A 22,142-nucleotide genomic window follows, 5' to 3' on the forward strand; every position below is an offset into this window, starting at 1 on the left:
TCCTCAGCCCTTCGTCGCGCCGGCGGTGAGCCCGGAGACGACGTACTTCTGCACGAACAGGGCGATCAGCATGATCGGCAGCGTGACCACGGTGGCGGCGGCCATCAGCCCACCCCAGTCGATGCTCGCGTAGCCGACGAAGTCGAAGATCGCGACGGGCAGGGTCTTCGAGTTGGCGCCGGAGAGCACCAGGGCGAACATGAAGTTGTTCCAGGAGAAGATGAACGACAGGATGCCGGCGGTGGCGATGCCCGGCACGGAGAGCGGCAGGGTGACCCGGCGGAACGCGCCGATGTGGGTCAGTCCGTCGACCAGCGCGGCCTCCTCGAGTTCGAGGGGCAGGCCGTCGAAGTAGCCCATCATGATGTAGACGACCAGCGGCAGCGACACGAACATGTGGCTGAGGATCAGCACGCTGAACCCGCCGACCATGCGCACGTTGGAGAAGACGTAGTACCAGGGCACCAGCAGCGACACGCCGGGGATGACCCGCGCCATGAGCACCACGAGCGCGGACTTCTTCATGTTGAAGCGGCTCATCGAGTACGCGGCGGGCACGCCGAGGATCAGCGAGAACACCGTGGCCGCGAAAGCGACCCAGAGGCTGTTGCCGATGAACTTGACGTAGTTCGCCTGCTGGAGCACGTTGGCGTAGTTGTCGGTGGTGGGCGAGAAGAAGATCGCCTTGCCGGTGTCGTAGATGTCGACGTTGGTCTTGAACGACGCCGCGATCATCCAGAGCAGCGGGGCCAGCAGCGAGATCACCACAACGGCGAGCGCCGCCACCCGGAACACCCGGTACAGGGAACGGGAGTTCATCGCTGCGTCTCCTTCCGACGGGACGTCAGGGCCCACATGGACCCGATGATGATCAGGAAGAAGATGATGAGGACCGTCGAGGAGACGCCGTACTCGTTGTAGTCGAAGCTGAGCCCGTAGGCATACACGTTGAGCGTCTCCACCTCGTGGAAGGATCCGCCGCCGCGGCCCTTGGTGGCATACAGGATGTCGAAGGTCTTCAGCGCGTCGATGCCGCGCAGCAGGATCGCCACGATCACGGTGGGCATCAGCAACGGCAGGGTGACGTGCCGGAAGCGCTGCCAGCTGCTGGCGCCGTCGATCCGGGCGGCCTCCTGGGGCTCTTCGGAGAGTGAGGTCAGCCCGGCGAGCAGGATCAGCACGACCATCGGGGTCCACTGCCAGACGTCGATGAAGATCGTGGTGGGCAGCGCCGAGTGCTGGCCGGCGAGCCACGGCTGGGGTGCGATGCCGACCCAGCCGAGCATCTGGTTGGCCATGCCGATGTTCGGGTCGAAGATGAGCCGCCACATCATGCCGACCGCGACCGGGGTGGCGACCAGCGGCATGAGGATGGCGACCCGGACCCACTTCTGGCCCCGGAATGGCCGCCACAGCAGCAGGGCGATCGCCATGCCCAGGACGACCTCGAAGAGGAGTGCGACGACGGTGAACGCGGCGGTCCGCCCGACGGCGGGCCAGAACCGGTCGGTGTCGGAGAGCACGTCGAGGTAGTTCTGGAGGCCGACGAACTCGGACTCGGCGCGGACGGAGCCCTCCGCGTCGGTCAGGCTGAGGTAGCCGGTCCAGACCAGCGGCACGATGATCAGCGCGGCGACGAAGGCCATCGCCGGTGCGGCGAAGAGCCACTTGCGGTGGTCGTTGGCCCACCGGGCCCAGGCGGGCGTGTCGGGGGTGCCGGTGGCGCCACGGGGCGCCGCGGTGGGGGTGGTCACTGTTGCCATCAGATCTCCGGGGTGGGCGGGCCGAGCGGGGTGGGGGGGGGGGGGGGGCCCCCCCCCCCCCCCCCACCCCGGGATCGGCTTACTTGGCCTCGTCGTCCAGGAACTTCTGGAACGCCTCGTTGGCGGTGTCGGCCGCCGCCGCGGCGTCCTTGCCGGCGATCGCGTCCACGATGGGCTGGCCGACGAACTCCCGGGCCTGGGCGACCTTCACGACCAGCGGCCGGTCGTGACCGACGCCTTCCTCGGTGCTGGCCGCGATGGCCTCGGCGAGGTCCTTCGGGTAGGTCGCGGTGCCCTCCGGGTTGGCCCAGACGGAGGTACGGGCACTCGGCACACCGGACTTCTGCTGCGCGAGCGTCTGCTGCTTACCGGTCGCCCACTCGATGAACTTCCACGCGTTGCCCTGGTTCTTCGAGCTGTCGTTGATGCCCAGCGCCCAGGACGGGATGTTGTAGGGCTTGGAACCGGCGGGGCCGGCCGGGAACGGCGCGAAACCGACGGTGTCGGAGACCTTGGACTTGGCCGGGTCGGTAGCGTTCTTGTAGAGCGAGTCGGCCTCGGTGTAGAACGCCGCCTTGCCCTGGGTGAAGATGGCCATCGCCTCGGGCCAGCTCATGTCGGTGCTGACGTTCGCCGGGCCGTGGTTCTTGATCAGCCCGCCGTAGTAGGCGTAGGCCTGCTTGGCGGCGTCGCTGTTGACGGCGGACTTGCCGCTGCTGTCGACGAAGTCACCGCCGAAGCTGTAGAGGAAGCTGGAGAACTGGGTGACCGCCGGCGACTTGCCCGTACGGGCGACGAAGCCCGCCACACCCGGCTCGGCGGCCTGGACCTTCGCGGCCGCCGCCTTCAGCTCGTCGAGGGTCTTTGGCGGGGCGGACAGACCGGCCTTCGCCAGCAGGTCCTTGCGGTAGTACAGGACCTCCCGCTCGGTGATGATCGGGACCCCGACCGGCTTGCCCTCGTACGAGGTGGCCTCCACCGGGCCGGCCTGGAAGTCGCTGAAGTCCCAGTCCTGGTTGGACTTGACCTTGTCCGCCAGGTCGGCGAGGTACTTGTTCTTGGCGAACAGCTTCCCCTCCTGCAGCGGCCGGTACATCATCACGTCGATGTCGCCGGAGCCGGCGTTCAGCTTGACGTTGTACTGGTCGGAGAGCTGGTCCTCGCCGAGCTGGGTGATCTCGACCTTGAGGCCGGTCTGCTTCTCGAACTCGGGCAGGGCCTTCTTGATGTTCTCCGTCCACACGTGGTTGGCCAGCGTGACGCGCACGGTGTTGGAGGCGCCGCTGTCGTCGCCGCCACCGCCGCACGCGGCCAGGCCCATGGCGGCAACCACGGCCAGGGAAGTTCCGATCAATGATCGACGCCGCACGTCCATCTCTCCTTCTGTCGTGTCGCCGCCCTGGGGGAAGCGCGCCACCTCGTCGTTAACATCTGCTTAACGTCGGCATGTTAGGCCGATAAAGCGGATTTATTCAAGGGTCGACCTCGAACTGATATGATCCCGAGCGTGGACCAGTCCTCCTCAGCGGTTGCCCCCACCCAGTCCGCTCCTGTCGAGGCCGGGCTGCACGCACGAGTGCTCGACCACCTCGGCACCGCCATCTGCGGTGGCGAGCTGACCGCGGGATCGGTCCTCAACATCGACGACCTCGTCGACCGGTACGCGGTGTCCCGGTCGGTCGTCCGTGAGGTCCTGAGGGTCCTCGCCGCCATGGGACTCATCGAGACCCGCCGCCGGGTCGGGGTCATGATCCGCGCGGCGAACGACTGGAACGTCTTCGACCCGCAGGTGATCCGCTGGCGGCTCGCCTCGGCCGGGCAGATGGCGCAGATGCGCTCCATCACCGAGCTGCGGACCGCGGTCGAGCCGCACGCCGCGTGGCTCGCCGCCAGGCGGGTGAACCACGACGAGGCGAGCGACCTGGTCGGGCTCGCGGCGAAGATGTGGGCCGCCGGGAAGGCCGGCGACGAGGCGCGTTTCCTCAGCCTGGACATCGAGTTCCACCGGCAGGTGCTGCTCGCCTCCGGCAACGAGATGTTCGTCAAGCTCCAGGAGTTGGTGGCCGAGGTGCTCACCGGCCGCCACCACTACCACCTGATGCCGCACCACCCGGACGAGCAGGCCCTCCAACTGCATGCCGACGTGGCCCAGGCGATCCAGCGGCGGGACGGCGAAGGCGCCCGCCACGCCATGGTGCAGATCATGGAGCAGGCGTTCGAGGAAATGAGGTCGATGTGGGAGAAGACCGAGCCCGACCGGGGCTAGGTGAGGGAACAGGCCATTCCGCCCACCCCGCGCCGGGCGCACCCCGGGGCGACGTGGTCGTGAACGGTACCGGCCAGTTGTCGAACGGTCCCGCTGCCGCTGCCGAACGGGCCGGTGGTGAGGAACGCGACGCTCCGCCCGAGGTGAGGCGGTAGCCGACGTCGCGTCCCAGACCGCGCCGCGCTGATGCGGATCATCGCCAACAATGTCGGCGACGCCCGCATGGTGCGCACGGACGTAACCGTCCTGGCTCTGTCCATCGTGGCCGGCCACCTTCCGCTTCTGCTGGCGGGCCGCACTGTCGGGTCGGGCAACCGGCACGCCGAAAAGCCGCGATGGTCGCATCGAGGCCATCTACCGAGGACGTGGTCCGGGAGCGGGACGCCATCAACTGGCGCCTGCGTGAGGACGACGTACGGCAGTTGCGGCACAGAGTCTTCAAGGCGGCCAAGGAACACAGGATCTGGCCAAGCTCAGGTCCTTGCAGACATCTGAGAGGGCCCCGATGCCGCAATGCATCGGGGCTACCCGACCTGGCTGCCCGCCAAGTTGGTCGGCAGGAGCGGCGCCCTCATGCTTCTCGTGATGATCGAGTCGATGGTCGCCGCCCTGTTCGGCACGGCGGCGGTGGCAACGCGGCAGCGCACCGGCGTCGCTGCTGCGCTGCTGCGTACTCGCTGGTCTGCTATTTCAGGAGGCCGTGACTGTCGGGCGGACGTGGGTCAGGAGTTGGGTCAGGAACCGCTCGGGCTGAGTGAAGGCAGCGAAGTGGCTGGCATCCTCGATGAGCGCCACGGCTTTCGCCGGGGCCTCGACCTGCTCGAAGAACTCGACCGCGAGATCGGTGATGGTCAGCACGTCGCAAGCGCCCTGGAGCAGGAAGAACGGCACTTCGAAACGCGTGCCTCCGGCGTACGCGTTGTAGCGCATCACCTCGGCGTGCATCTGCTTTCCCGTGGTCAGGAAGCCGGCGAGCAACTGCCGGACGTCGTCCAGCGAGTACAGCGGTGACGTCATCGCGAGCGGGAACAGCAGCTTCGTGACGCCGTTCGGGGTGACCGGATCGGTCTTCATCGTCCAGTCCATCTTGACCTGCCAGGCGCGCAGGTCCCAGCGGGTCGGGTCGTCGCCGATCGCCGTCAGTGCTGCGACCGCCTTGGCGTTGCCGGCCGCGCGCACGCGCTGCAGCGTCATCCGGTAGCCGACCTGCTCGTTGCGGTACATGTCGGCGTACATGTCGGTGCAGACCAGGGCGGAGAAGAGGTCCGGGCGGCGGCGCGCCAGCGGCAGGCCGAGCAGCGTCCCCATCGAGCCGGCCAGCAGCACGACCTTGTCCTGGGCCAGGTGATCGCGGAGGAAATCAACGACCTCGATCGCGTCGTCCTGAAGCCGGGCGAACGTGTTCAGGGCGGGATCCGCCGGCCCGCTGTGGGCGCGGGTCTTACCGACGCCGCGGCGATCCCAGTGCACCACGGTGAAGTGTTTCTCCCACGACCGAATCAGCGGGGTGAAGACGGCGTACGGCGAGCCAGGACCGCCGTGCAGGACCAGCAGGACAGGGTTGGCACGGTCTTCGCCACGGATCTGCACCCACTGCTCGACACCGCCGATGCGCAGGTAGTGCTGCTCGGTGATGCCGTTCGGGGGGTGGATGTCCAACTGCCGGGCGATGGCCGACCGGCGTACGGCGCGGTAGGCGAGGGCGCCGGCGACGGGCAGAGCGGCGACGGGCAGAGCGGCGGCGGCAACGATCTCGACCATCATGGTCATCCTTCCTGAGGGGCGTTGATGATGACTGTACAACCGTCTTGCACAAGCGTGCAAGACGGTTGTGCTACCTTCTTCGCATGGGAAATCGCGAGGATCTACTTGAGGGCGCGAAGCGCTGCCTCCACGAGACGGGGTACGCGCGGACGACCGCGCGCGACATCGCGACCGCCGCGGGCGTGAGCCTCGCGGCTATCGGCTACCACTACGGCACCAAGGAGTCGCTGCTGAACACGGCGCTGCTGCATGCACTGGAGGAGTGGGGCGAGGAGCTCGGCCGGATGATGGCGATCGAGGCCGATCCGGCGGCGAGCCCCGCCGAGCGTCTCGAAGCCGTCTGGGAACAGGTCCTGCGGTCCTTCGCCGCATACCATCCACTCTGGAGCGTACAGTTCGAGGTACTCGGCCGCCTCAACGCCGATTCCCAGATGCGAGAGACCTTCGCAGCGGCCAACCGCGGCGGGCGGCTCGCCCTCGCCGAGCTCTTCGGCGACTTCGGGGCCTCCACTCAGACGCTCGCCGAGGAACGGGCACTCGCCCTCGGGACCTTCTACCAAGCGATGCTCGGCGGCGTGGCGAGCCAGTGGCTGGTCGACCCGGACAGCGCGCTCAGCGGCGCCCAGTTCGTCGAGGCGGTCCGGGCCCTGGCCCCCGGGCTAACCTGAGCCGGTCGCGGCTTCGCCGCCCTCGACGCAGTGCCCCAGCCGGCCCTGCCCCACCCCGTCGCCTAGCTAGCGCGTCAGTGCCTTCGGCATCAGCCTGCAAGGCCGTCGTCGGGGTCATCGTCGTATCCACCGCCGGTATGCCGCGATCCACTGGCTGCCCTTCGGAGCGGGGTCGGGCAGCGGCAGGTCCAGGACGCCGATCGGCTGACGTGCTCCGTCCCGCTCGCACACGGCGACGATCCGGCCGTCGTCTGCCAGGTCGATCCGGTCGACCGAGACCGCGACGCCCAGCACCTCGGCGGTGAAGGGCAGCACCAAGTGCTCCTCAAGAGCGGCGTACAGGCCGGTGAGCCGCTCGTCGTCGTTGTACGCATCCACGGTCGCCGCCTCTATCAGAGCATCGAGTTCGGCGTCGCTCCATCGCAGTTTCTCGGGCGGCACCGGTGCGTCGGCGCGGCGGGCGGTTCGGGTCGTCTCGGACAGGTCGATGTCGGGGTGGTCGGCCAGGAAGCGGTAGGCGTGGGCGACGTCGACGAGTGAGCTGTCGGCGAGCCATTCGACGGCCCGCCTGACGCCGCGCCGGCCCGAGAACTCGTACCACAGTTGGAGCAGGTGCGGGTGCTCGGCGTGGAGTTCGTCCTTGAACCGGCGGAACGCGCCCCGGCCCTGGATCGCACGGGCCAACCTGCGCCCGACCCGCTCGTCCGCGATCCCGTCCGCGAAGTCCGCCATGTCCCGATACCACACCCGGGACGGCAGCGGATCGATCCGGATCAGGTCGGAGTCGTCGAGGTCCAGATCCGGATCGAGGTCTCGGGATGCGAACGTGATCTCGCCGGTCGCCGGGTCGATGAGCCAGAACTGCTCGTAGCCGTCCTGGCTCTGCAGCGCCATGACGATCTCGTCGAGATCGAGGTCCGATATCTCCAGCACCGGCCGCCTCCCGTTCATCCTGCCTCGGGCGCTGCCGGGGACGGGTGCGCGTCGTGCCAGGCCTGGATCACCTCCGGGCGCAACCGGCCGCGGTCGGGCACGTCGATGCCGTTGCGCCGCGCCCAGACACGGATCTCCCTGGTCGACGGCTGCGACACGCTCGGCGCCGCAGTGGTGACAGGCGTCGGCCCCTTCCCCACCTGCACGGTCGCGAGCGCCTCGCCGGCGGCCCAGACGTGGGCAGCGGCAAGGAATCGGTACACCCACTCCTCGGCGAGCTTGCGGGTCTCGCAGAACACGATCGGCACGTTGGGCCAGGCCACCTGCACCTCGGCCAAACCGTCGGCCACCACCGCCGGTCTCACCCGAGTCAGCGCGTACACCTGCGAGTAGCGGTCCTCGACCACCAGCGCGGCCCGGGGCAGCGCGGCCAGGTCCGCGAGCGCGAACTTCAACTTGCCGGACGTCAGCGAGGCGACCAGATCGGCCAGGCTCTTGCGCTCCACCGAGGCCACCAGGCGGCCCTGCTGTTCCAGGCCGTAGTCGCCGCAGGGCAGGGCCCGCCGGGCGACCGTGACGGGCTTGCCGGCGAACGTGTAGGCGTACCGCTCGTGCGAGTCGACGACCACCGGCAGGTCGGCCAGCCCGGCGGCGCGGGCAGTGGGCGTGCTCACCTGCGGTCTGGCCTGCTTGCGAGTACGCGGCGACTGCCAGAACACCACTTCCCGGCCCCGCGCAATCGTGTAGACGATCTGCGACCGGTTCTCCCGACCGCGGTCGAGGACCAGGTCGATCGCCGCACCCCGACGCAGGCACGACCGCACCGGCACCCGCTCGACGATCTCCGGGCTGTCGGGCCACTGGTCGGACCGGACGGGATGCAGGTACACCGCTGACGTGCGCGGCCAGGTGTCGCGCGCCCGGAACACCAGCCCGTCACCCAACGGCACCTTCAGCAGGTACGGCAGGGTCGATGCCTCGTCCGGGTTCCTGGCGATCAGCAGCTCCACGCCGTCCAGTCTCGCCCAGCCGAGCCGCAAGGCCCCCGCCGACTCGATGACGGGATCACGCAGCGCCGATCGCCGGAGCCGCGAAAAGATGACGATCACCCGCCTTCCGCAGGCATGGCATGACCCGGGCATACTCTCGTCATGACGAAGGGCGGCCGAATGTCATCGATCGACGAGTTGGTGCAGCGCAGCGTGACGCTGAAGCGTGAGCTGCTCGACTACGCGCGGAAGCCGCGCTTCGACCGCGCGTTCCGGCAGGAGATCAGAGCCCGGTTCGGGCGGGTCGTCGTCGTCGAAGACGAGGGAGAGCTGTCGAACTTCTTCGACTGGTTCATCCAGCAGCACCGCCTGCACGACGGGCGCACCGTCGTCGACCTGTTCGTCGAAGCCCATCCCGAACTGCCCGACACCGAGCGCGAGTTCCTCCTCGGCTGGCGTGACGTACGCGAAGGCGTCTTCGAGGTAACCGGACGCGATGGCCCTGTCCTGCACACCGTGAACGTCGTCGACGACCTGCCCTACCGCATCCGCACCAACACCGACGGGCCGATCTTCGACCGGATGCCGCCAGGCTCGTACATCGGCAGCCGCATCGTGCCCGTTCACAGCGACTGGCTGCTCAGCGGCACCACCGCCCTCTACTCCGCCCAAGGCCAGGCCGGCGCCTACAGCACGGCGGTCCGGCTCGCGGCCGAGCAGCCCGCACTCGTCTTCCACAACCCACAGCGCGTCGCCCACGCGTGGGACCTGCAACGCGCCCAACACGCCGCGTTCGTCGCGCACTTCGGCAGCGACGAGGTCACCCTCGGCGTGGACGAGCTCGACAAGGCCATGCGCGGGTACTGGGACACCTACTCCGGCGAACCCGGCACCGCCCCGCCGACCGACCTGGACTGGCTCGACGACGCGGTCGAAACCATCGGCGTGATCTACGACCAGCAGACCGGCCTCGGCATGTACGCCGACTACGACCTCGCCCAGCAGGCCTTCGCTGACCCCGACCTCATGCGCCGCCCCCGGCACAAGGAGATCGTCAAGGCATACCTCCACGATGACACCGTCGACCCGGTCCCGCTGCAGCGGCTCTCCGCCCGCCACCCCGACAACGCCGATCGCGTCCTAAGAGCGGCCACCGGCAAACCCGCCTTCACCTGGCACGAACACGGTGAGCAACTGCTGCGCAAATACAAGGCCGACTGGTACGCCAGCAGCCATCTGCCCCGGCTCACCGTCCTCAGCGACCGCCTCGCCGCCCACATCCGAGCCGGACTGCGGGAATAGAGTCAACCGGACGGCGTGCCCGTACGAACCATCGGATCCCGGGAGCCCGCCCGCGAACGCGCGGAACATCAGGTCCGCTGAAGCGGTTCGCATGCTGATCCCTTACCTTCCGGCGGTCCGGTCTGGGGCAGTCCGGAAACTGAGGGCAACGCCCCTTCCTCGCGACTGGTCACCTGCACCGGCCAGTGTGGCAACGCTGCCAGGCTCAGCTGCCGACCGCCTCCCCTTCCTGGGATGCCACGCTGCCGATGGCGTCGACGCGGCCCCACCGCCCGGGAATGTCGAGCAGTTCGATCCGGCCGAACCGTTCGGGCAGTGCCGGCGCGACCACCAGATCGTCTCCGTACGGCTCAAGGCCGAGCAGCGTGCGCACCAGCAGCAGGGGTGCACCGGTGGCCAGGGCCTGTGGGCTGTTCGCCGCGGGATACTGGACCGGGTGCCGGGTCAGCTCGCGGTCGTAGCCGCCGAAGGCCTCGGGCAGGCGCCCCTGGAAATACCGGGACGCGTCGATGATCCCCTCGGCGATGCGCCCGGCCTCCTGGTGGAAGCCGTATCGCCGCAGCCCCCAGGCGATGAACGCGTTGTCGAACGGCCAGACGGTGCCGACGTGGTAGCCGAGCGGGTTGTACTGCCCCTCTCCCTCGGCGAGGGTGCGCACGCCCCATCCGGAGAACAGTTGGGGCCCGAGCAGGTGTTCGGCGATCTTCGCGGCCCGGGATTCGTCGACGATGCCGCTCCACAACAGGTGGCCGATGTTCGACGAGAGCGCGTCGACCTGGCGGCCGTCGCCGTCGAGGGCGAGGGCATAGTAGTCGCCGTCGGTGATCCAGAAGTCGCGGTTGAAGCGTTCCTTGAGGTCGGCCGCCTCCCGTTCCAGCCGGTCGGCGTACGCCGGGTCGTGCCAGAACTGGCGGGCCAGCCGCGCGCCGCGGATCTTGGCGTCGTAGGCGTAGCCCTGCAGCTCGCAGGTGGCCCGGGGCAGGCTGGGCAGCCGGCCGTCCCGGAACGAGATGGCCTTCGAGGATTCCTTCCAGCACTGGTTCTCCAGGCCGTTGCGCTCGTTGCGGCGCTGGTACCAGACGTAGCCATCGCCCATGATGTCGCCGTACTCGTCGATCCAGTGCAGGGCCGCGCGCGCCTCGTCCTCGAATTCGCGCACCGTGGCGGCATCCCCCGTCCACCGCTCGTACTCGTCGAGCAGGATCACGTAGAGCGGGGTGGTGTCGGCGGCGCCGAAGTACGGCGCCTGTGGGCATTCCTCGAACGCGACCATCTCGCCGTAGCGGAACTCGTGCAGGATCTTGCCCGGCTCCTCGTCAAGGAAGTCGTCGAGCACGGAGCCCTGGTCGATGCCGAGCATCCGCAGGGTGTGGACGGCCAGATCCGGCGCGAACGGCAACACCTGCAGGCTGGTGAGGATGGGGGCGCGGCCGGTGAGGGTCGCGTTCCATGGCAGGCCCGCCGTGGGCAACGGCTCGGCCGGTAGCGTCAGCGGCGAGAACCGGAGCGCGGCAAGATCGACCAGACTACGCTGATACGTCCGCTCCAGCGGCTCCCAGTCGCAGCTCAGCTGCGGAGTCTTGCCGAGCCACTGCCGCAGGTCGTCCTGGAGCCGCGCCGCGTCGTGTCGCTGGCGGCCGGGAGACACGTGCTCTCGAACGTCCTGGCCGTCGGGGCGCAGCACCAGCCCCCGGACATGGAGCATGGTGGTCCACCGCCCATGGGGTTCGATCCGGATGTGGTAGGTCAGCCCCTGTTCGTCGACCTGGGCCGGCTCAGTCGTGGAGATCACCGTCTCCCGCCGGAACTTCTCCCGGACGTAGCCGATGTGCAGTCGCCCGTCCTCGACGCGCTGGTACAGCCGGCCTGGTGGCGTGTGTTCCTGTCCGACCATGGTCAGCGGGATGAAGTCACAGGCCGCGTCCACGCGGACCGTGAAGTCGGCGGCTTCCCCGGAATGGTTGAGCACCGTCAGCCGCTCCTCGAAGCTGCCCACCACCGACCGTTCCCGGATCACCGACACCTTGGCGTCCACGTAGTGCGTCGGGGCCCCCGGCACCAGAAAGAACCGCACCTCGAAGTACGACGGGTCGTCCATGGCGAGCGTGCTCACCCGTTCGCCGTTGATGGTCAGCCGCCACTGCGAGAGGAACCGGGTGTCGAACGCGAAGAACCCATACGGCACGCTGGGCTTCGCGTCCATGTCGCCGCTGCCGTCACTCAGCACGAAGATGTTGCCGTCCAGGATCCTGACGAGGTCTGTCTTCATCCCTGCCTCCGACGGTCACGTGCGGCGGTCTGCGGGTGACGCCCGCCGGGCGGCGGCGCGAAGAGCCGCTCCAACAGGATGATGAGCCGGAATTGTCCTTCGAACGTTATGTCGTTCCGCAGCCACGCCGGGAGCGGCTTGGCTTCGCCGCGCGCCATGCGGTCGAAGAAGACATTGTCGGAGCGGATGACCGTGTCGGCGTCGCTGTTCTGCTGTGACACCCGGACGGTGCCGCCACGGATCTCCACGAACCAGTGGTCGACCTCGTGGTCACGCTCGAGGTCGAAGCGTATGGTGCCGTTCGTCTTCTTCAACAGGCGTTCGTGGCCGTGGCGTTCGAGCGCGTCGAAGAACTTCCTGGTCGCCTCGGACATGCACCACCCCCGGAGGACTCCGATGACCAGAAGCAGCATCACTCAGACCGGGGTGCGGCCGCCTCACCCGGAAGGGATGAACCTGGCGGGCGGCCGCGGGCGGCGGGAATTCACCCGGTTCGGGTGATGCGGCAGCGCCCCGCTCCTGGTCATGGTGGTGACGGCTCGTTCGGGCTCGAGATCCAGCCGGAGGGAGGCTCATGTCGAATCCCACCACGACCTTCTTCGAAGCGCTCGGCCGTCGCGGCCACGAAGCCCTCCTCGAGGATGCCACCGCGACCATGCGGTTCGACCTCACGCACGAGCGGGGCGTCGACCGCTGGTTCGTGGCGATCGACCGGGGCAATGTCTGCGTCTCGCGGGACGGGGGCGAGGCCGACTGCGTCTTCCACGGCAGCCGGGCGACCTTCGACCGGATCGTGGGCGGCCAGTCACAAATATTCGCGGCCTGGTTGCGCAACGAAGTCAGAACGGAGGGCGACATCCGGCTGGTCCGCCTCATCGGTCGGCTCATACCGGGGGCGCCGGGCGCCCGTCACCCTCGGGATTTCGGCCGCGAGCGGAGAGGCGCGGCATGAGCGACGGCCTCGTCCGACTGTTGGACGGCAACATGTTCGTGGTCAGCGAGGAGACCGGCGACATCGACGCGTCCCCCACCATCCCGACCGGTCTCTTCTCGTTCGACACCCGATTCCTGTCGAAGTGGATCCTGTCCATCAATGATCAACGGGTCAACGCGCTCACCGTCGAGGAGGTCGAATACTTCGAGAGCCGCTTTGTCGTCGTCCCGATCCTCCCCACTCCGCTCCTCGACGTCGGCGTTTCGGCCATTCGCGACCGTTCCATCGGCGGAAGCTTCACTGAGCGACTGACGGTGATCAACCACGAACCCGAGCCCGTCGACCTGCGGATCCGGATTGACGTCGAGAGCGACTTCGCCGACCTTTTCGAGATCAAGGATGTGCGGAACAAGAGCGGGAAATACTACTTCCGGATCGACGGCGGATGCCTGCGTCTCGGCTATCAGCGGGAGGCGTTCTGCCGGGAGACGCTGGTCTCGTCCACCGCGCCGGCCCGAGTCGATGAGCGGGGCCTGACGTACCACGTTCGGCTCGGACCACACGGCCAGTGGATCACCGACCTGCGCGTGCGGGCGCTGGGCCTGGGCGGGCGCGACCTTCGGGAGAGCTTGGAAGGCAGACTCGGTCGGACCACAGAGCAGATCCGGCAGGACCTGGCCGACTGGCTCGCGGAGGCACCGCGCCTCACCTGCGACTCCCGCACGTTGGCGATGACCTACCGGCGCAGCCTGGCTGACCTTTCCGCGTTGCGTTTCGCGCCGTTGACCGCCGGCACACATGCCATCCCCGCCGCCGGCCTGCCCTGGTTCATGGCGATCTTCGGCCGGGACAGCATCCTCACCAGCATCCAGGCGCTACCGTTCGCGCCCGACCTCGCCGCCACGACGCTACGCATGCTGGCCCTGCGGCAGGGCGCCGTCCTGGATGACTTCCGCGAGGAGGAGCCGGGAAAGATTCTCCACGAGATGCGGTACGGGGAGACGACCGGGTTCGAGGAGCAGCCGCATTCGCCGTACTTCGGCAGCGCGGACTCCACGGCCCTCTACGTCATCCTGCTCGACGAGTACGAGCGGTGGACCGGCGACACCGCCCTGGTTCGGTCTCTCGAACATTCCGCGCGAGCCGCCCTGCACTGGATCAACGAGTACGGCGACATCATGGGCGACGGCTACGTCTGGTACCAGCGCCGCAACGAGCGCAACGGCCTGGAGAACCAGTGCTGGAAGGACTCCTGGGATTCGATCTCGTTCCGGGACGGCCGGCTGCCCAGCCTGCCCCGGGCCACCTGCGAGCTGCAGGGCTACGCCTACGACGCCAAGATCCGCGGCGCGCGGCTGGCCCGCCAGTTCTGGCACGACCCCGCGTACGCCGACCGGCTGGAACGGGAGGCGGCCGACCTCAAGGAACGCTTCAACCGCGACTTCTGGATCACCGACGGCGACTACTATGCCCTCGCCCTCGACGGCGACGGCCACCAGGTCGACGCACTCTCCTCAAACATCGGCCACCTGCTGTGGAGCGGCATCGTCGACGAATCCCGGGCCGCGAAGATCGCCGAACACCTGCTCGGCCCCCGCCTCTTCTCCGGCTGGGGGGTGCGGACCCTCGCCACCGGCGAGGGGCGGTACAACCCGATCGGCTACCACGTCGGCACCGTCTGGCCGTTCGACAACGCGTTCATCGCCTGGGGGCTGCGGCGATACGGCTTCCACCAAGAGGCCGGGCGCATCGCCGAGGGGATCATCGACGCCGCGGAGTACTTCGACGGGCGGCTGCCCGAGGCGTTCGGCGGCTACGACCGGACGTTGACCCGATATCCCGTGCTGTACCCGACGGCGTGCAGCCCGCAGGCGTGGTCCACCGGCACTCCCCTGTTGCTGCTGCGGACCATGCTCGGCATGGAGCCACGCGGCGAGCACCTGGTGACCAGACCGGCCGTGCCCCCGAGCATGGGCCGGATCGAACTGCTCCACATCCCCGGACGGTGGGGCACGGCGGATGCCCTCGGACGTGCCCATCCGGAGCGACGCTGACCGCGGCAGGGCGCACGCCTAGCCACCCGGTCCGGCGCACGTACAGCAGCGCCGACACCCGGAACGGGGGCGACCGAAGCGTCGCGCTTCGCCTGGTCGAGAAGCGGGCACGCCTGGGGGATCATGGACGGGTGAAACTCACTCGACTGGCCAAGCGTCGCGGGCCGCCTTCAGACATCAAAGCGAGACGACCCAACCGCCGTCGACGGTGAGCGTGTGCCCGGTGACGTACGCGGACGCGTCCGAGGCGAGGAACACCACGGCGCTGGCCAGGTCGCCCGCCTCGCCGACCCGGCCCAGGGGGATGCGGACGAGTCGAGAGCAGAGGCTGGCGTAGGCCGATTGGCTCAGCAGGGCGTTACCCGTCTGGTCGGTGCCGACGAGCGCGCCCTTTCCGACGTACTCCGACAACATCTCAATCCCTCCCCATGTCTTGCGCCGCTACTGCGCAGCGGCCCCGCATTCTGGCAAGCTACCGGACGGTTACGGGCGCTCCGCCGCTCCGACGCGGGACCGGTTGCCGCGAAGGTCGTCGATCACCGTCGAGATCCCGTTCTCCACCGTGCAGGCGTAGTCCCCGACGGAGAACTCGCCGCCGAGCACCTCGACCACCTTCAGTTCGACGCCGTTGACCGAGAGCGCGTCGGTGAGCTCGACGGCTGCGGGTCCGAAGCTCCGGTGCTTGAGGACGAAGTCCTTCGAGGTGTCCCGGGAGACGATCTCGAAGACACAGAACCCCGGCCCGTCGGCCTCGGGCAGGGCGTGGACCTGAAGGTGCGGATACAGGGACAGGTCCGCCCAGGCCGTGTTGTCGTGCCCCTCCCCCGGCGTCATCGAGATGCCGAATACCAGCTTGCCGGAGCGGTGGACGGCGCCCGAGACCGCGTCGGCGGTGTCGGTCAGCGCGATGTCGGCGTACTGCTTGGGGTAGCCCCAGACCTCCCGGCCGAAGGCGACGCTCCAGGGCTGGTCCTCGTACTCGAAGAAGTAGTTGACCCCCCGGTGGTCGCCGTAGCGGACGGGGATGACGACACCCGAGTCGTAGAAGGCGCCGGGGGTGGCGTTGCCGAAGTCCGCGATCTGCACGACGAACCGGTCGTCGGCGAGCTCGAACGGGGTGGGCGCGAGGAGCTCCTCCAGGTTCGCCCGGTCGCCTCGGCAGTAGACGGAGAGGCTGCGCAGGTCCTTGCACCAGTAAGGCCGGTTGCCGCTCGGGTACCCGAGGTAGGGCACCGTGTTGCCCATCAACGCCGGCGCGGTCGGCAGGTTGCTCGCGATCGCGGTGAACCACGCCCGACAGCAGCACCCGCCGCCGCTTGACGAAACCCATAGGGACGCCCCGGGGAGCGGCCCCGCCATCGGGCCACGGTCCCCAGATGCCCGCGGCCCCGCCGGATCGGCGGGGCCGCGGGGATGGCGCTGCACGCCTCCTTTCTCAGGCCATCAGCTCAGGTCGGGGCGCTCGGTGATACGGAGCGCGTTGACGACCGGAGCCTTGGCACCCTGCCGGGCGATGAACCGGATCGTCGCCGAACCGCCGTTTACCTGCACGGTGAAGGTGTGGTTGTCGGCCGTGTTCAGACCGACCTCGGCGGCGATATCGTGCGCGGTGAGTACGGCCTGGCCGTTCAGGGTGACGTCGTACAGTCGCTCGTTGGGCTTCATGTTCTGGAGCTCCGCGAACGACATCTCGACCGTGTACGTTCCGTCCGGCAGCCCGTCGAAGCGGTACTCCATCGTGTTGTCCTGGGCGACGCGCTGGGTCTGGTAGATCTGGCCGTCCTCGGTGCCGGCGATGGGTGCCCGCGTGCTTTCGGCCTTGCTCTTGTAGACGTAGCCCCAGCCGCCCGGCACATATGCCTGGTCGGCAGACCAGACAGCACCAGCATGGTCGGTGTAGCCACCGTCGCTGCCGGCATTCACACTCTGCTGGTACGCGGACACGACCACGGTGACCGGTAGCTGGACTGCCGGCTGCCGCCCGGCGTTGGTGATGAGCTGCACCGTGGCCGTGTGGATTCCCGGCTCCAGCCCGGTGGTGTCCACGGTGACCCTGACGTCCTGGGACTCACCCGGCGCGATGGTGCCGCTCGCCGGCTGCTCGGAGAGCCACGGGACGTCGGCGAACGACGACAGGCCGCTGTCGATGAGGTACACCCTGTTCGACTTCTGGCCGACCGTCCACAGATTGCCGGTGTCGTCCATCTCCAGACCGGCGCCGTTGAAGCCGGGGGTGGGGTGCGGGAGCGATCCGCGGATTCCGCACGTGCCGGGGTCGAGCTGGTAGATGGTGTCACTCTGGCTGTTGGTCGCAGCCCAGAGGACACCGAACGCGGCGTTCCAGGCGAGGCCGGAGATCGACCCGGCGTCACCGGCCGGCCGGCACTGGCTGATGACCTCGCCGGGATTGTCGGAGGACAGACCCTTGATGTGGTAAAGGGTGTGGTCCTCCCAACCTCCGATGTAGAAGGTATCGTCGTCGGCCCGGTAGGCGAGGCCACGCTGGGACGAGTCGGTCCACGGGAAAGAGCCAGTGATCTTGTTCACGACCGCACCCGTGGCCGGGTCCCAACAGTAGATCCCTTTGTCGCCGCTAACATGGACCTGGCACATGCCGGTGCCCGGGACGTAGGTCATGTCGGCCGGCCACCCGAGGGCCCAACTTGCGGGCCAGTGACGATCCGGGGTCCCGTCGCTGGTGTACTCGTAGTTGCCCTTGCTGTACACGTCGGAGACCCACACATTGCCGGTGTAGCCGACGCCCCAGCCGCGGTTGTTCCCCACCCGGGGCCACGACCGGATGACGTTGCCGGTTCCCTGCGGCGCCAGGTCCGCGACGCTCGGCAGCGTGGCCCCGTTGACGTACATGCCCTCCGTGGTGCGGGCGTTCGGGTCGTAGGTGGAACTCTTCTCCGGGGTCTGCGCCAGCACGGCTTGCTTCTCGGCCGTCCCGTTCCGGGCGCCGCCGATCTCCTTGGCCTCCCAGGTCAGCGGGGCGCCGCCCGGGTTCTTCACGGTGACCGTCTGCGTTCGCTGCTGGCCCGGCGGCGCGACGATGGTCAGCTTGCCCGGGTTGGCCTCGGCGACCGCGGTCGCGAGGGAGAGGTCCGCCGTGACGAACTGCTCCGCTTCCTCGAGGCTGACGTCGACCGGCTTCCCCCCCACGTAGTTCCTCGCCCCCACCTTGACGGTGTAGTCGCCGAGCGGGAGCTGCAGCAGGTAGCCGCCGTCGGAGCGAGTGGTCGCCTTCCGGACCTCCGTGTCACCCCTCATGACAGAGACGGTCGCGCCGGCGAGGGCCTTGCCGTCGTTGGCGTCCGTCACGGTGCCACGGACGTAGGCGGAGTTCGGCACCTTGTACTCGATTGCGAGGCCGGTCCGCAGGATCGGCTCGTTGTAGCTGTACTGCAGCGCCACGGTGCCTTCGGCGTTCTCGACGCCGACGGTGGCGGAGCCGCCGTGGCCGGACTGGTCGCCTTTGAGCTCGCCGTACTGGATCACGACGTGTCCGGTCTCGGTGAGCACGATCTCGGCGTTGACGCGTATGTTCGGCGCATCGCGCCGCTGCACGTTGCGCCACTCGATCACGAACCTGCGGTTCGGAGCGGTCCCGACGACCTGGGTCCGCACGCTGGCAAAGCTGTCGACAAGCAGGTCGTCCCAGAACGCGTAGACGGCCGCGTTCGGCGCCTCCCGGTTCGGGATCGCCGTGTTGTAGAACCGGCTGTATTGATCGGTCCCCGTGAATTCAACGAAGCCATTGATGGAGACGGTCGCCTTGTCGTAGGACGCGCCGTAGAGCGGGAACGCGAACGGCAGGTTCACCGTTTTGGTCCCCTCGTCTCCGGCGAGGGCCACGACCGTTTTCGCGTCGACGTAGCCGGCGCTCTTGGTCGAGCACGTGTAGCCGAAGGAGTCGGCGTGGCGTGCCAACACGGCGTCGAGGGTCTCCTCACCGTCGACGGCCAGCTCCTTCATCGCCGAGTCGACACAGCCGCCCGCCTCGAACGACAGTTGGTAGGAGCCCGCCGGAACGCGGGCGAAGGCGTACCGGCCTGAGCCATCGGTGGTCACGGGCTGGGCCGGTGTGCCGACGATGGTGACCGTGGGCCCCGGCGACTGGATTGCCGCCGTCGTCGGTCACGGTGCCGCGGACGGCGTGCGAGGGAGCCGCCGTGAGGGCGAAGCTCTGCGCCGTCTCCTGGCCCTCGGTGATCGTGATGTCGGCCTCGCTCTTGAGGTACCCGAAGGCAACCGCGCTCATGTGGTGGTCACCGACCGGTAGCCGCAGGTTGAAGGTCCCGCCCGCGCCGGTCGAGGCCGTGCGCCCCTGGAGGCCGCTCGCCTCGACGGTGGCACCCACGATGGGGCCGCCGGTGCCCGCGTCAGTCACCGTGCCGGTGAGGGTGCCCCACGGACCGCGCGGGGAGGCGTCGACCGCCGCGAACGCGTCGAGGCGGCCTTCTCCCCACACGTTGTTGTCGCCCGCCGTGCCGCCGCAGCTCGTGTCGTCGACGTCGATCGCGGTGCCGTCGAGCATGGCCCGCGTCCCGGCGACGTCACCGCGCAGGCTCGGCGCCGCCGACCAGATCAGCGCGATGGTCGCCGCCAGGTGCGGCGCCGCCATCGACGTGCCGCTCATAGAGCCGTACCCGCCGCCGGGCAGGCTGCTTCGCACGTTGGCACCCGGAGCGGAGATGTCGGGCTTGATGACGCCGTAGGCGCCGGGTCCACGGGAGGAGAACGACGCGATGGCGTTGTTGATGTCGGACGCGCCGACGGCGTAGCTCTCGGGGTAGTCGGCCGGGTCGCCGGGGGTGTCACAGGCCGGACCCGCGTTACCGTTGGAGAACACGGGGAAGATCCCGGCCGCGACCCACGCGCGTACCACGTCGCGATACCAGTCGTTGCCGCCTCCGATGTTGCCGCCCCAGGAGTTGTTGATCACATCCGGGCGCAGTTCGGGCCGCGGGTTCTGGCCGTTCAGGTCGGTCGGCGCGAGCATCCACTGGCCGGAGGAGAGCAGGGCGGCCTGGGGGCAGCCACGGTTCTCGCAACCCTTGGCCGCGATCCACGTCGCCCCGGGGGCCACCCCGATCTGGTTGCCCTGGCCGCCGTCGCCGACCATCGTCCCCATCGTGTGGGTGCCGTGACCGTGGTTGTCACAGGGGATGTTGCCCGCGCAGTCGTGGGTCGGGTCGTACCAGTTGTAGTTGTGGTCGAACGAGCCGTCGGTCCGGTGGCCGCGGTACTTGTTCACCAGCGCGGCGTGATCGTACTGCACGCCGCTGTCGATGTTTCCGACGACGATGCCCTCGCCGCGGTCACCGAACTGCTGCCACACGTCCGGGGCGCGGACGCGGTCGATGTTCCACTCGACCGACTCGACCTCCGGCTGATCCTCGCCCTTGATCGGCTCGGGCAGCATGACGGTGTGGTCCTGCTCGATGCGTTTGACGCCGGGCTGGGCGGCGAGCTCGTGGACAAGCGAGGCGTCGCCCTTGACCTGGATCGAGTTGTTGATCCAGAACGAGGTGTAGTGGGCGCCCTTGGACTTCAGCATCGATGCGATGCCGGCCTGGGTGGACTTCGCCTTGTCCCGCAGGGTCGAGTGGACATAGTTCCCGCGCCCGGACCAGTCCTTGATCTCGGGCGCCTGACTCAGCTGGGCCTGGCTGTCCATCACAACCCAGAAGGTCGCCTCGCCGCCGGCCTGTGTCTGCTGCTGCACGGCAGCATCAATAGGCGCCCGATCCGGTGCGTCAGGCTTCGACAATGGGCTTGCCCACGCGGATGTTCCCGCGGTCGCGCTGACGAGCAGCCACACCAGTGTCAATGCGACTGTCGCGAGGAAACGGTGTGGGCGGCCTCTTGATGACCACTTTCTCATCTCACTCATCCTCTTATCTCTTTTCCGGGACCTTTGGTGGCCGTCTTTGTGATTGACGTGGACCATGCCCCTGGGGGGGAGCCCGAATAGGCAGCCACCGCGCTCTCCTAATGCGCTGCCCGGCCGCGCTCCACGCGGCACACATTTGCATTCCCTCCGGCAGATCGCTCTCTTGTCGGGAGCAAGTGATCGCTCACTGTCTATGCTTGCCGAGCAAGTTAGCATGCTACTCACGAGTCATCTACGGCCCTCCATGGCCGATCAAGGACAGTGGCTTATGCGAGACATCCACCAGCCATCCCGAGCAGGAACCTGGAGGCCATTTCAAAAGGGCCAGGTCGACCATTGATAGATCTCTAGCATTGTGACGGTGCGTAGTACTTGGGGGAAGTCGTGGAGGGACCGGCGGTAGCCGGTCTTGAGGATCTTCCAGTTTTGAGGTGGGCGATGGCGCGTTCGACGGCGGCGTGGATTCGGTTGAGCGCGGTGTTGCGGGCCCATCGGGTATCGCATCCGGGCAGGTGTTTCTTGTCGGAGAACAGGCCGGTGGTGGCGTCGCGTTCGCCCACCGGGGCGATGAACCCGTCGACCAGCACGGCCCCGGCGTGGGCCTGGGCGCTGGCCCGCGTGGCGAACTCGTCGAGGATCGTGTCGATGAGGGGTTCGAGTCTTTTCAGATCAAGATTGTCAATGGAGTTTTTAAGACGCCTCCAGGATCAATCGGTCTTGTCCACACTCCGCAGCGCCCTCTAATATGGGATGTACGCCATCGTCCTATCCGAACAGGCAAGACGACGGACGCCCTCCGTGAGGACAGATGCGAGGAGGTTGTCGCATTGGATGCGATCGGGATCAATCCGCTGGAGGAACGGATCTACAGGGTATTGCTCGAACGTCCTGCCAGCGACGAGAACAGCCTCGCTGAAGCATGCGGCGCCGACTCGCAGTGGGTCCGGCGGGCCCTCGCCGCGCTGGAGGTAAAGGGTCTGGCAAGCCGGCTCCCCGGCCGCCCGTCCCGCTTTCTTCCGACACCACCCGACATCGGAATGGAGATTCTCATCCTGCATCACCAGCAGGAGCTGGAAAAGGTACGGCTTGGCATGTTCGAGCTCATGGACGTCTATCGCGCGAGCGCGGACACCAGCGACGTGGACCGGCTCATTGAGATCCTGCGGGGACGGGAGACGATCGCACAGCGCATCCAGCACATGCAGCGCCGGGTAGGCGGCGGGAGTCTCACCCGCCGCCCCCCACAGATCCGGACGTAAGCCTCTCGGCTTATCCGGCTCGTGCCGCTCAGTTGTCAGGTC

At 68.1% G+C, this 22,142-nt stretch carries 18 protein-coding genes; 6 read left to right on the top strand and 12 right to left on the bottom strand.

The genetic code is table 11. The features are described from left to right. Positions 1 to 3: 3 nt before the first annotated feature. The 3 genes from ABZ807_RS20250 to ABZ807_RS20260 all read right to left on the bottom strand — a co-directional run bounded on the left by ABZ807_RS20250 (position 4) and on the right by ABZ807_RS20260 (position 3,132). A complete protein-coding gene (locus ABZ807_RS20250; protein WP_357159940.1) occupies positions 4 to 819 on the bottom strand; it encodes a carbohydrate ABC transporter permease in 816 nt (271 codons plus the stop codon). Further along, a complete protein-coding gene (locus ABZ807_RS20255; RefSeq protein ID WP_357159943.1) occupies positions 816 to 1,763 on the bottom strand; it encodes a sugar ABC transporter permease in 948 nt (315 codons plus the stop codon). Before ABZ807_RS20255 ends, ABZ807_RS20250 begins: the two co-directional genes overlap by 4 nt. A 79-nt stretch (positions 1,764 to 1,842) precedes the next feature. Then, positions 1,843 to 3,132 (bottom strand): sugar ABC transporter substrate-binding protein, encoded by a 1,290-nt coding sequence (locus ABZ807_RS20260; protein ID WP_357159946.1) that lies wholly within the window; start codon positions 3,130 to 3,132, stop codon positions 1,843 to 1,845. Between the two features lie 138 nt (positions 3,133 to 3,270). Between ABZ807_RS20260 and ABZ807_RS20265 the strand changes: the two genes are divergently transcribed. Further along, positions 3,271 to 4,029 carry a FadR/GntR family transcriptional regulator gene (locus tag ABZ807_RS20265; RefSeq protein ID WP_357159949.1) on the top strand — a complete coding sequence of 253 codons (759 nt, stop codon included), beginning with the start codon at positions 3,271 to 3,273 and terminating at the stop codon, positions 4,027 to 4,029. Between the two features lie 690 nt (positions 4,030 to 4,719). Here the strand turns inward: ABZ807_RS20265 and ABZ807_RS20270 are convergent. Beyond that, on the bottom strand, positions 4,720 to 5,790 hold the full coding sequence (locus ABZ807_RS20270) for an alpha/beta fold hydrolase (protein ID WP_357159952.1): 1,071 nt from the start codon (positions 5,788 to 5,790) through the stop codon (positions 4,720 to 4,722). 86 nt (positions 5,791 to 5,876) lie between these two features. On the opposite strand from ABZ807_RS20270, the gene ABZ807_RS20275 reads away from it, so the two are divergent. Further along, a complete protein-coding gene (locus ABZ807_RS20275; protein WP_357159955.1) occupies positions 5,877 to 6,461 on the top strand; it encodes a TetR/AcrR family transcriptional regulator in 585 nt (194 codons plus the stop codon). A 114-nt stretch (positions 6,462 to 6,575) separates the two neighbouring features. Here ABZ807_RS20275 and ABZ807_RS20280 read toward each other — a convergent pair whose 3' ends face one another. Both ABZ807_RS20280 and ABZ807_RS20285 read right to left on the bottom strand, forming a co-directional pair. Next, complete coding sequence (locus ABZ807_RS20280; protein WP_357159958.1) at positions 6,576 to 7,394, bottom strand: UPF0158 family protein; 819 nt, start codon at positions 7,392 to 7,394, stop codon at positions 6,576 to 6,578. Between the two features lie 14 nt (positions 7,395 to 7,408). After that, a complete protein-coding gene (locus ABZ807_RS20285; protein ID WP_357159961.1) occupies positions 7,409 to 8,503 on the bottom strand; it encodes a histone-like nucleoid-structuring protein Lsr2 in 1,095 nt (364 codons plus the stop codon). A 42-nt stretch (positions 8,504 to 8,545) separates the two neighbouring features. On the opposite strand from ABZ807_RS20285, the gene ABZ807_RS20290 reads away from it, so the two are divergent. Further along, positions 8,546 to 9,685 carry a hypothetical protein gene (locus tag ABZ807_RS20290; protein ID WP_357159964.1) on the top strand — a complete coding sequence of 380 codons (1,140 nt, stop codon included), beginning with the start codon at positions 8,546 to 8,548 and terminating at the stop codon, positions 9,683 to 9,685. Positions 9,686 to 9,890: 205 nt separating this feature from the next. Here the strand turns inward: ABZ807_RS20290 and ABZ807_RS20295 are convergent, their stop codons facing one another. Together ABZ807_RS20295 and ABZ807_RS20300 are read right to left on the bottom strand one after the other, a co-directional pair. After that, positions 9,891 to 11,954, bottom strand: coding sequence for a glycogen debranching N-terminal domain-containing protein (locus ABZ807_RS20295; RefSeq protein WP_357159967.1), 2,064 nt, complete (start codon positions 11,952 to 11,954; stop codon positions 9,891 to 9,893). Further along, the gene (locus ABZ807_RS20300; RefSeq protein WP_357159970.1) at positions 11,951 to 12,328 is read right to left on the bottom strand and encodes an SCP2 sterol-binding domain-containing protein; all 378 of its coding nucleotides are present in this window, start codon (positions 12,326 to 12,328) and stop codon (positions 11,951 to 11,953) included. Before ABZ807_RS20300 ends, ABZ807_RS20295 begins: the two co-directional genes overlap by 4 nt. A 200-nt stretch (positions 12,329 to 12,528) precedes the next feature. Here ABZ807_RS20300 and ABZ807_RS20305 point away from each other — a divergent pair, with 200 nt between their 5' ends. Both ABZ807_RS20305 and ABZ807_RS20310 read left to right on the top strand, forming a co-directional pair. Beyond that, a complete protein-coding gene (locus tag ABZ807_RS20305; RefSeq protein ID WP_357159973.1) occupies positions 12,529 to 12,906 on the top strand; it encodes an SCP2 sterol-binding domain-containing protein in 378 nt (125 codons plus the stop codon). Then, complete coding sequence (locus ABZ807_RS20310; protein WP_357159976.1) at positions 12,903 to 14,942, top strand: glycogen debranching N-terminal domain-containing protein; 2,040 nt, start codon at positions 12,903 to 12,905, stop codon at positions 14,940 to 14,942. The genes ABZ807_RS20305 and ABZ807_RS20310 overlap by 4 nt, the downstream gene beginning before the upstream one ends. Before the next feature lie 177 nt (positions 14,943 to 15,119). Here the strand turns inward: ABZ807_RS20310 and ABZ807_RS20315 are convergent, their stop codons facing one another. The 4 genes from ABZ807_RS20315 to ABZ807_RS20330 all read right to left on the bottom strand — a co-directional run bounded on the left by ABZ807_RS20315 (position 15,120) and on the right by ABZ807_RS20330 (position 20,673). Beyond that, positions 15,120 to 15,356: an SDR family oxidoreductase gene (locus ABZ807_RS20315; protein ID WP_357159979.1), complete on the bottom strand. Its 237-nt coding sequence runs from the start codon at positions 15,354 to 15,356 to the stop codon at positions 15,120 to 15,122. Between the two features lie 69 nt (positions 15,357 to 15,425). Beyond that, on the bottom strand, positions 15,426 to 16,301 hold the full coding sequence (locus ABZ807_RS20320) for an acetoacetate decarboxylase family protein (protein ID WP_357159982.1): 876 nt from the start codon (positions 16,299 to 16,301) through the stop codon (positions 15,426 to 15,428). Between the two features lie 84 nt (positions 16,302 to 16,385). Then, a complete protein-coding gene (locus ABZ807_RS20325) occupies positions 16,386 to 18,920 on the bottom strand; it encodes a malectin domain-containing carbohydrate-binding protein (RefSeq protein ID WP_357159998.1) in 2,535 nt (844 codons plus the stop codon). Next, positions 18,895 to 20,673, bottom strand: coding sequence for a S8 family serine peptidase (locus tag ABZ807_RS20330; protein WP_357159985.1), 1,779 nt, complete (start codon positions 20,671 to 20,673; stop codon positions 18,895 to 18,897). Before ABZ807_RS20330 ends, ABZ807_RS20325 begins: the two co-directional genes overlap by 26 nt. A gap of 599 nt (positions 20,674 to 21,272) precedes the next feature. On the opposite strand from ABZ807_RS20330, the gene ABZ807_RS20335 reads away from it, so the two are divergent. Then, positions 21,273 to 22,100: a helix-turn-helix domain-containing protein gene (locus tag ABZ807_RS20335; RefSeq protein WP_357159988.1), complete on the top strand. Its 828-nt coding sequence runs from the start codon at positions 21,273 to 21,275 to the stop codon at positions 22,098 to 22,100. The last annotated feature ends 42 nt before the right edge of the window (positions 22,101 to 22,142 follow it).

Source organism: Micromonospora sp. NPDC047548, from assembly GCF_040642975.1.
GTDB lineage: Bacteria > Actinomycetota > Actinomycetes > Mycobacteriales > Micromonosporaceae > Micromonospora.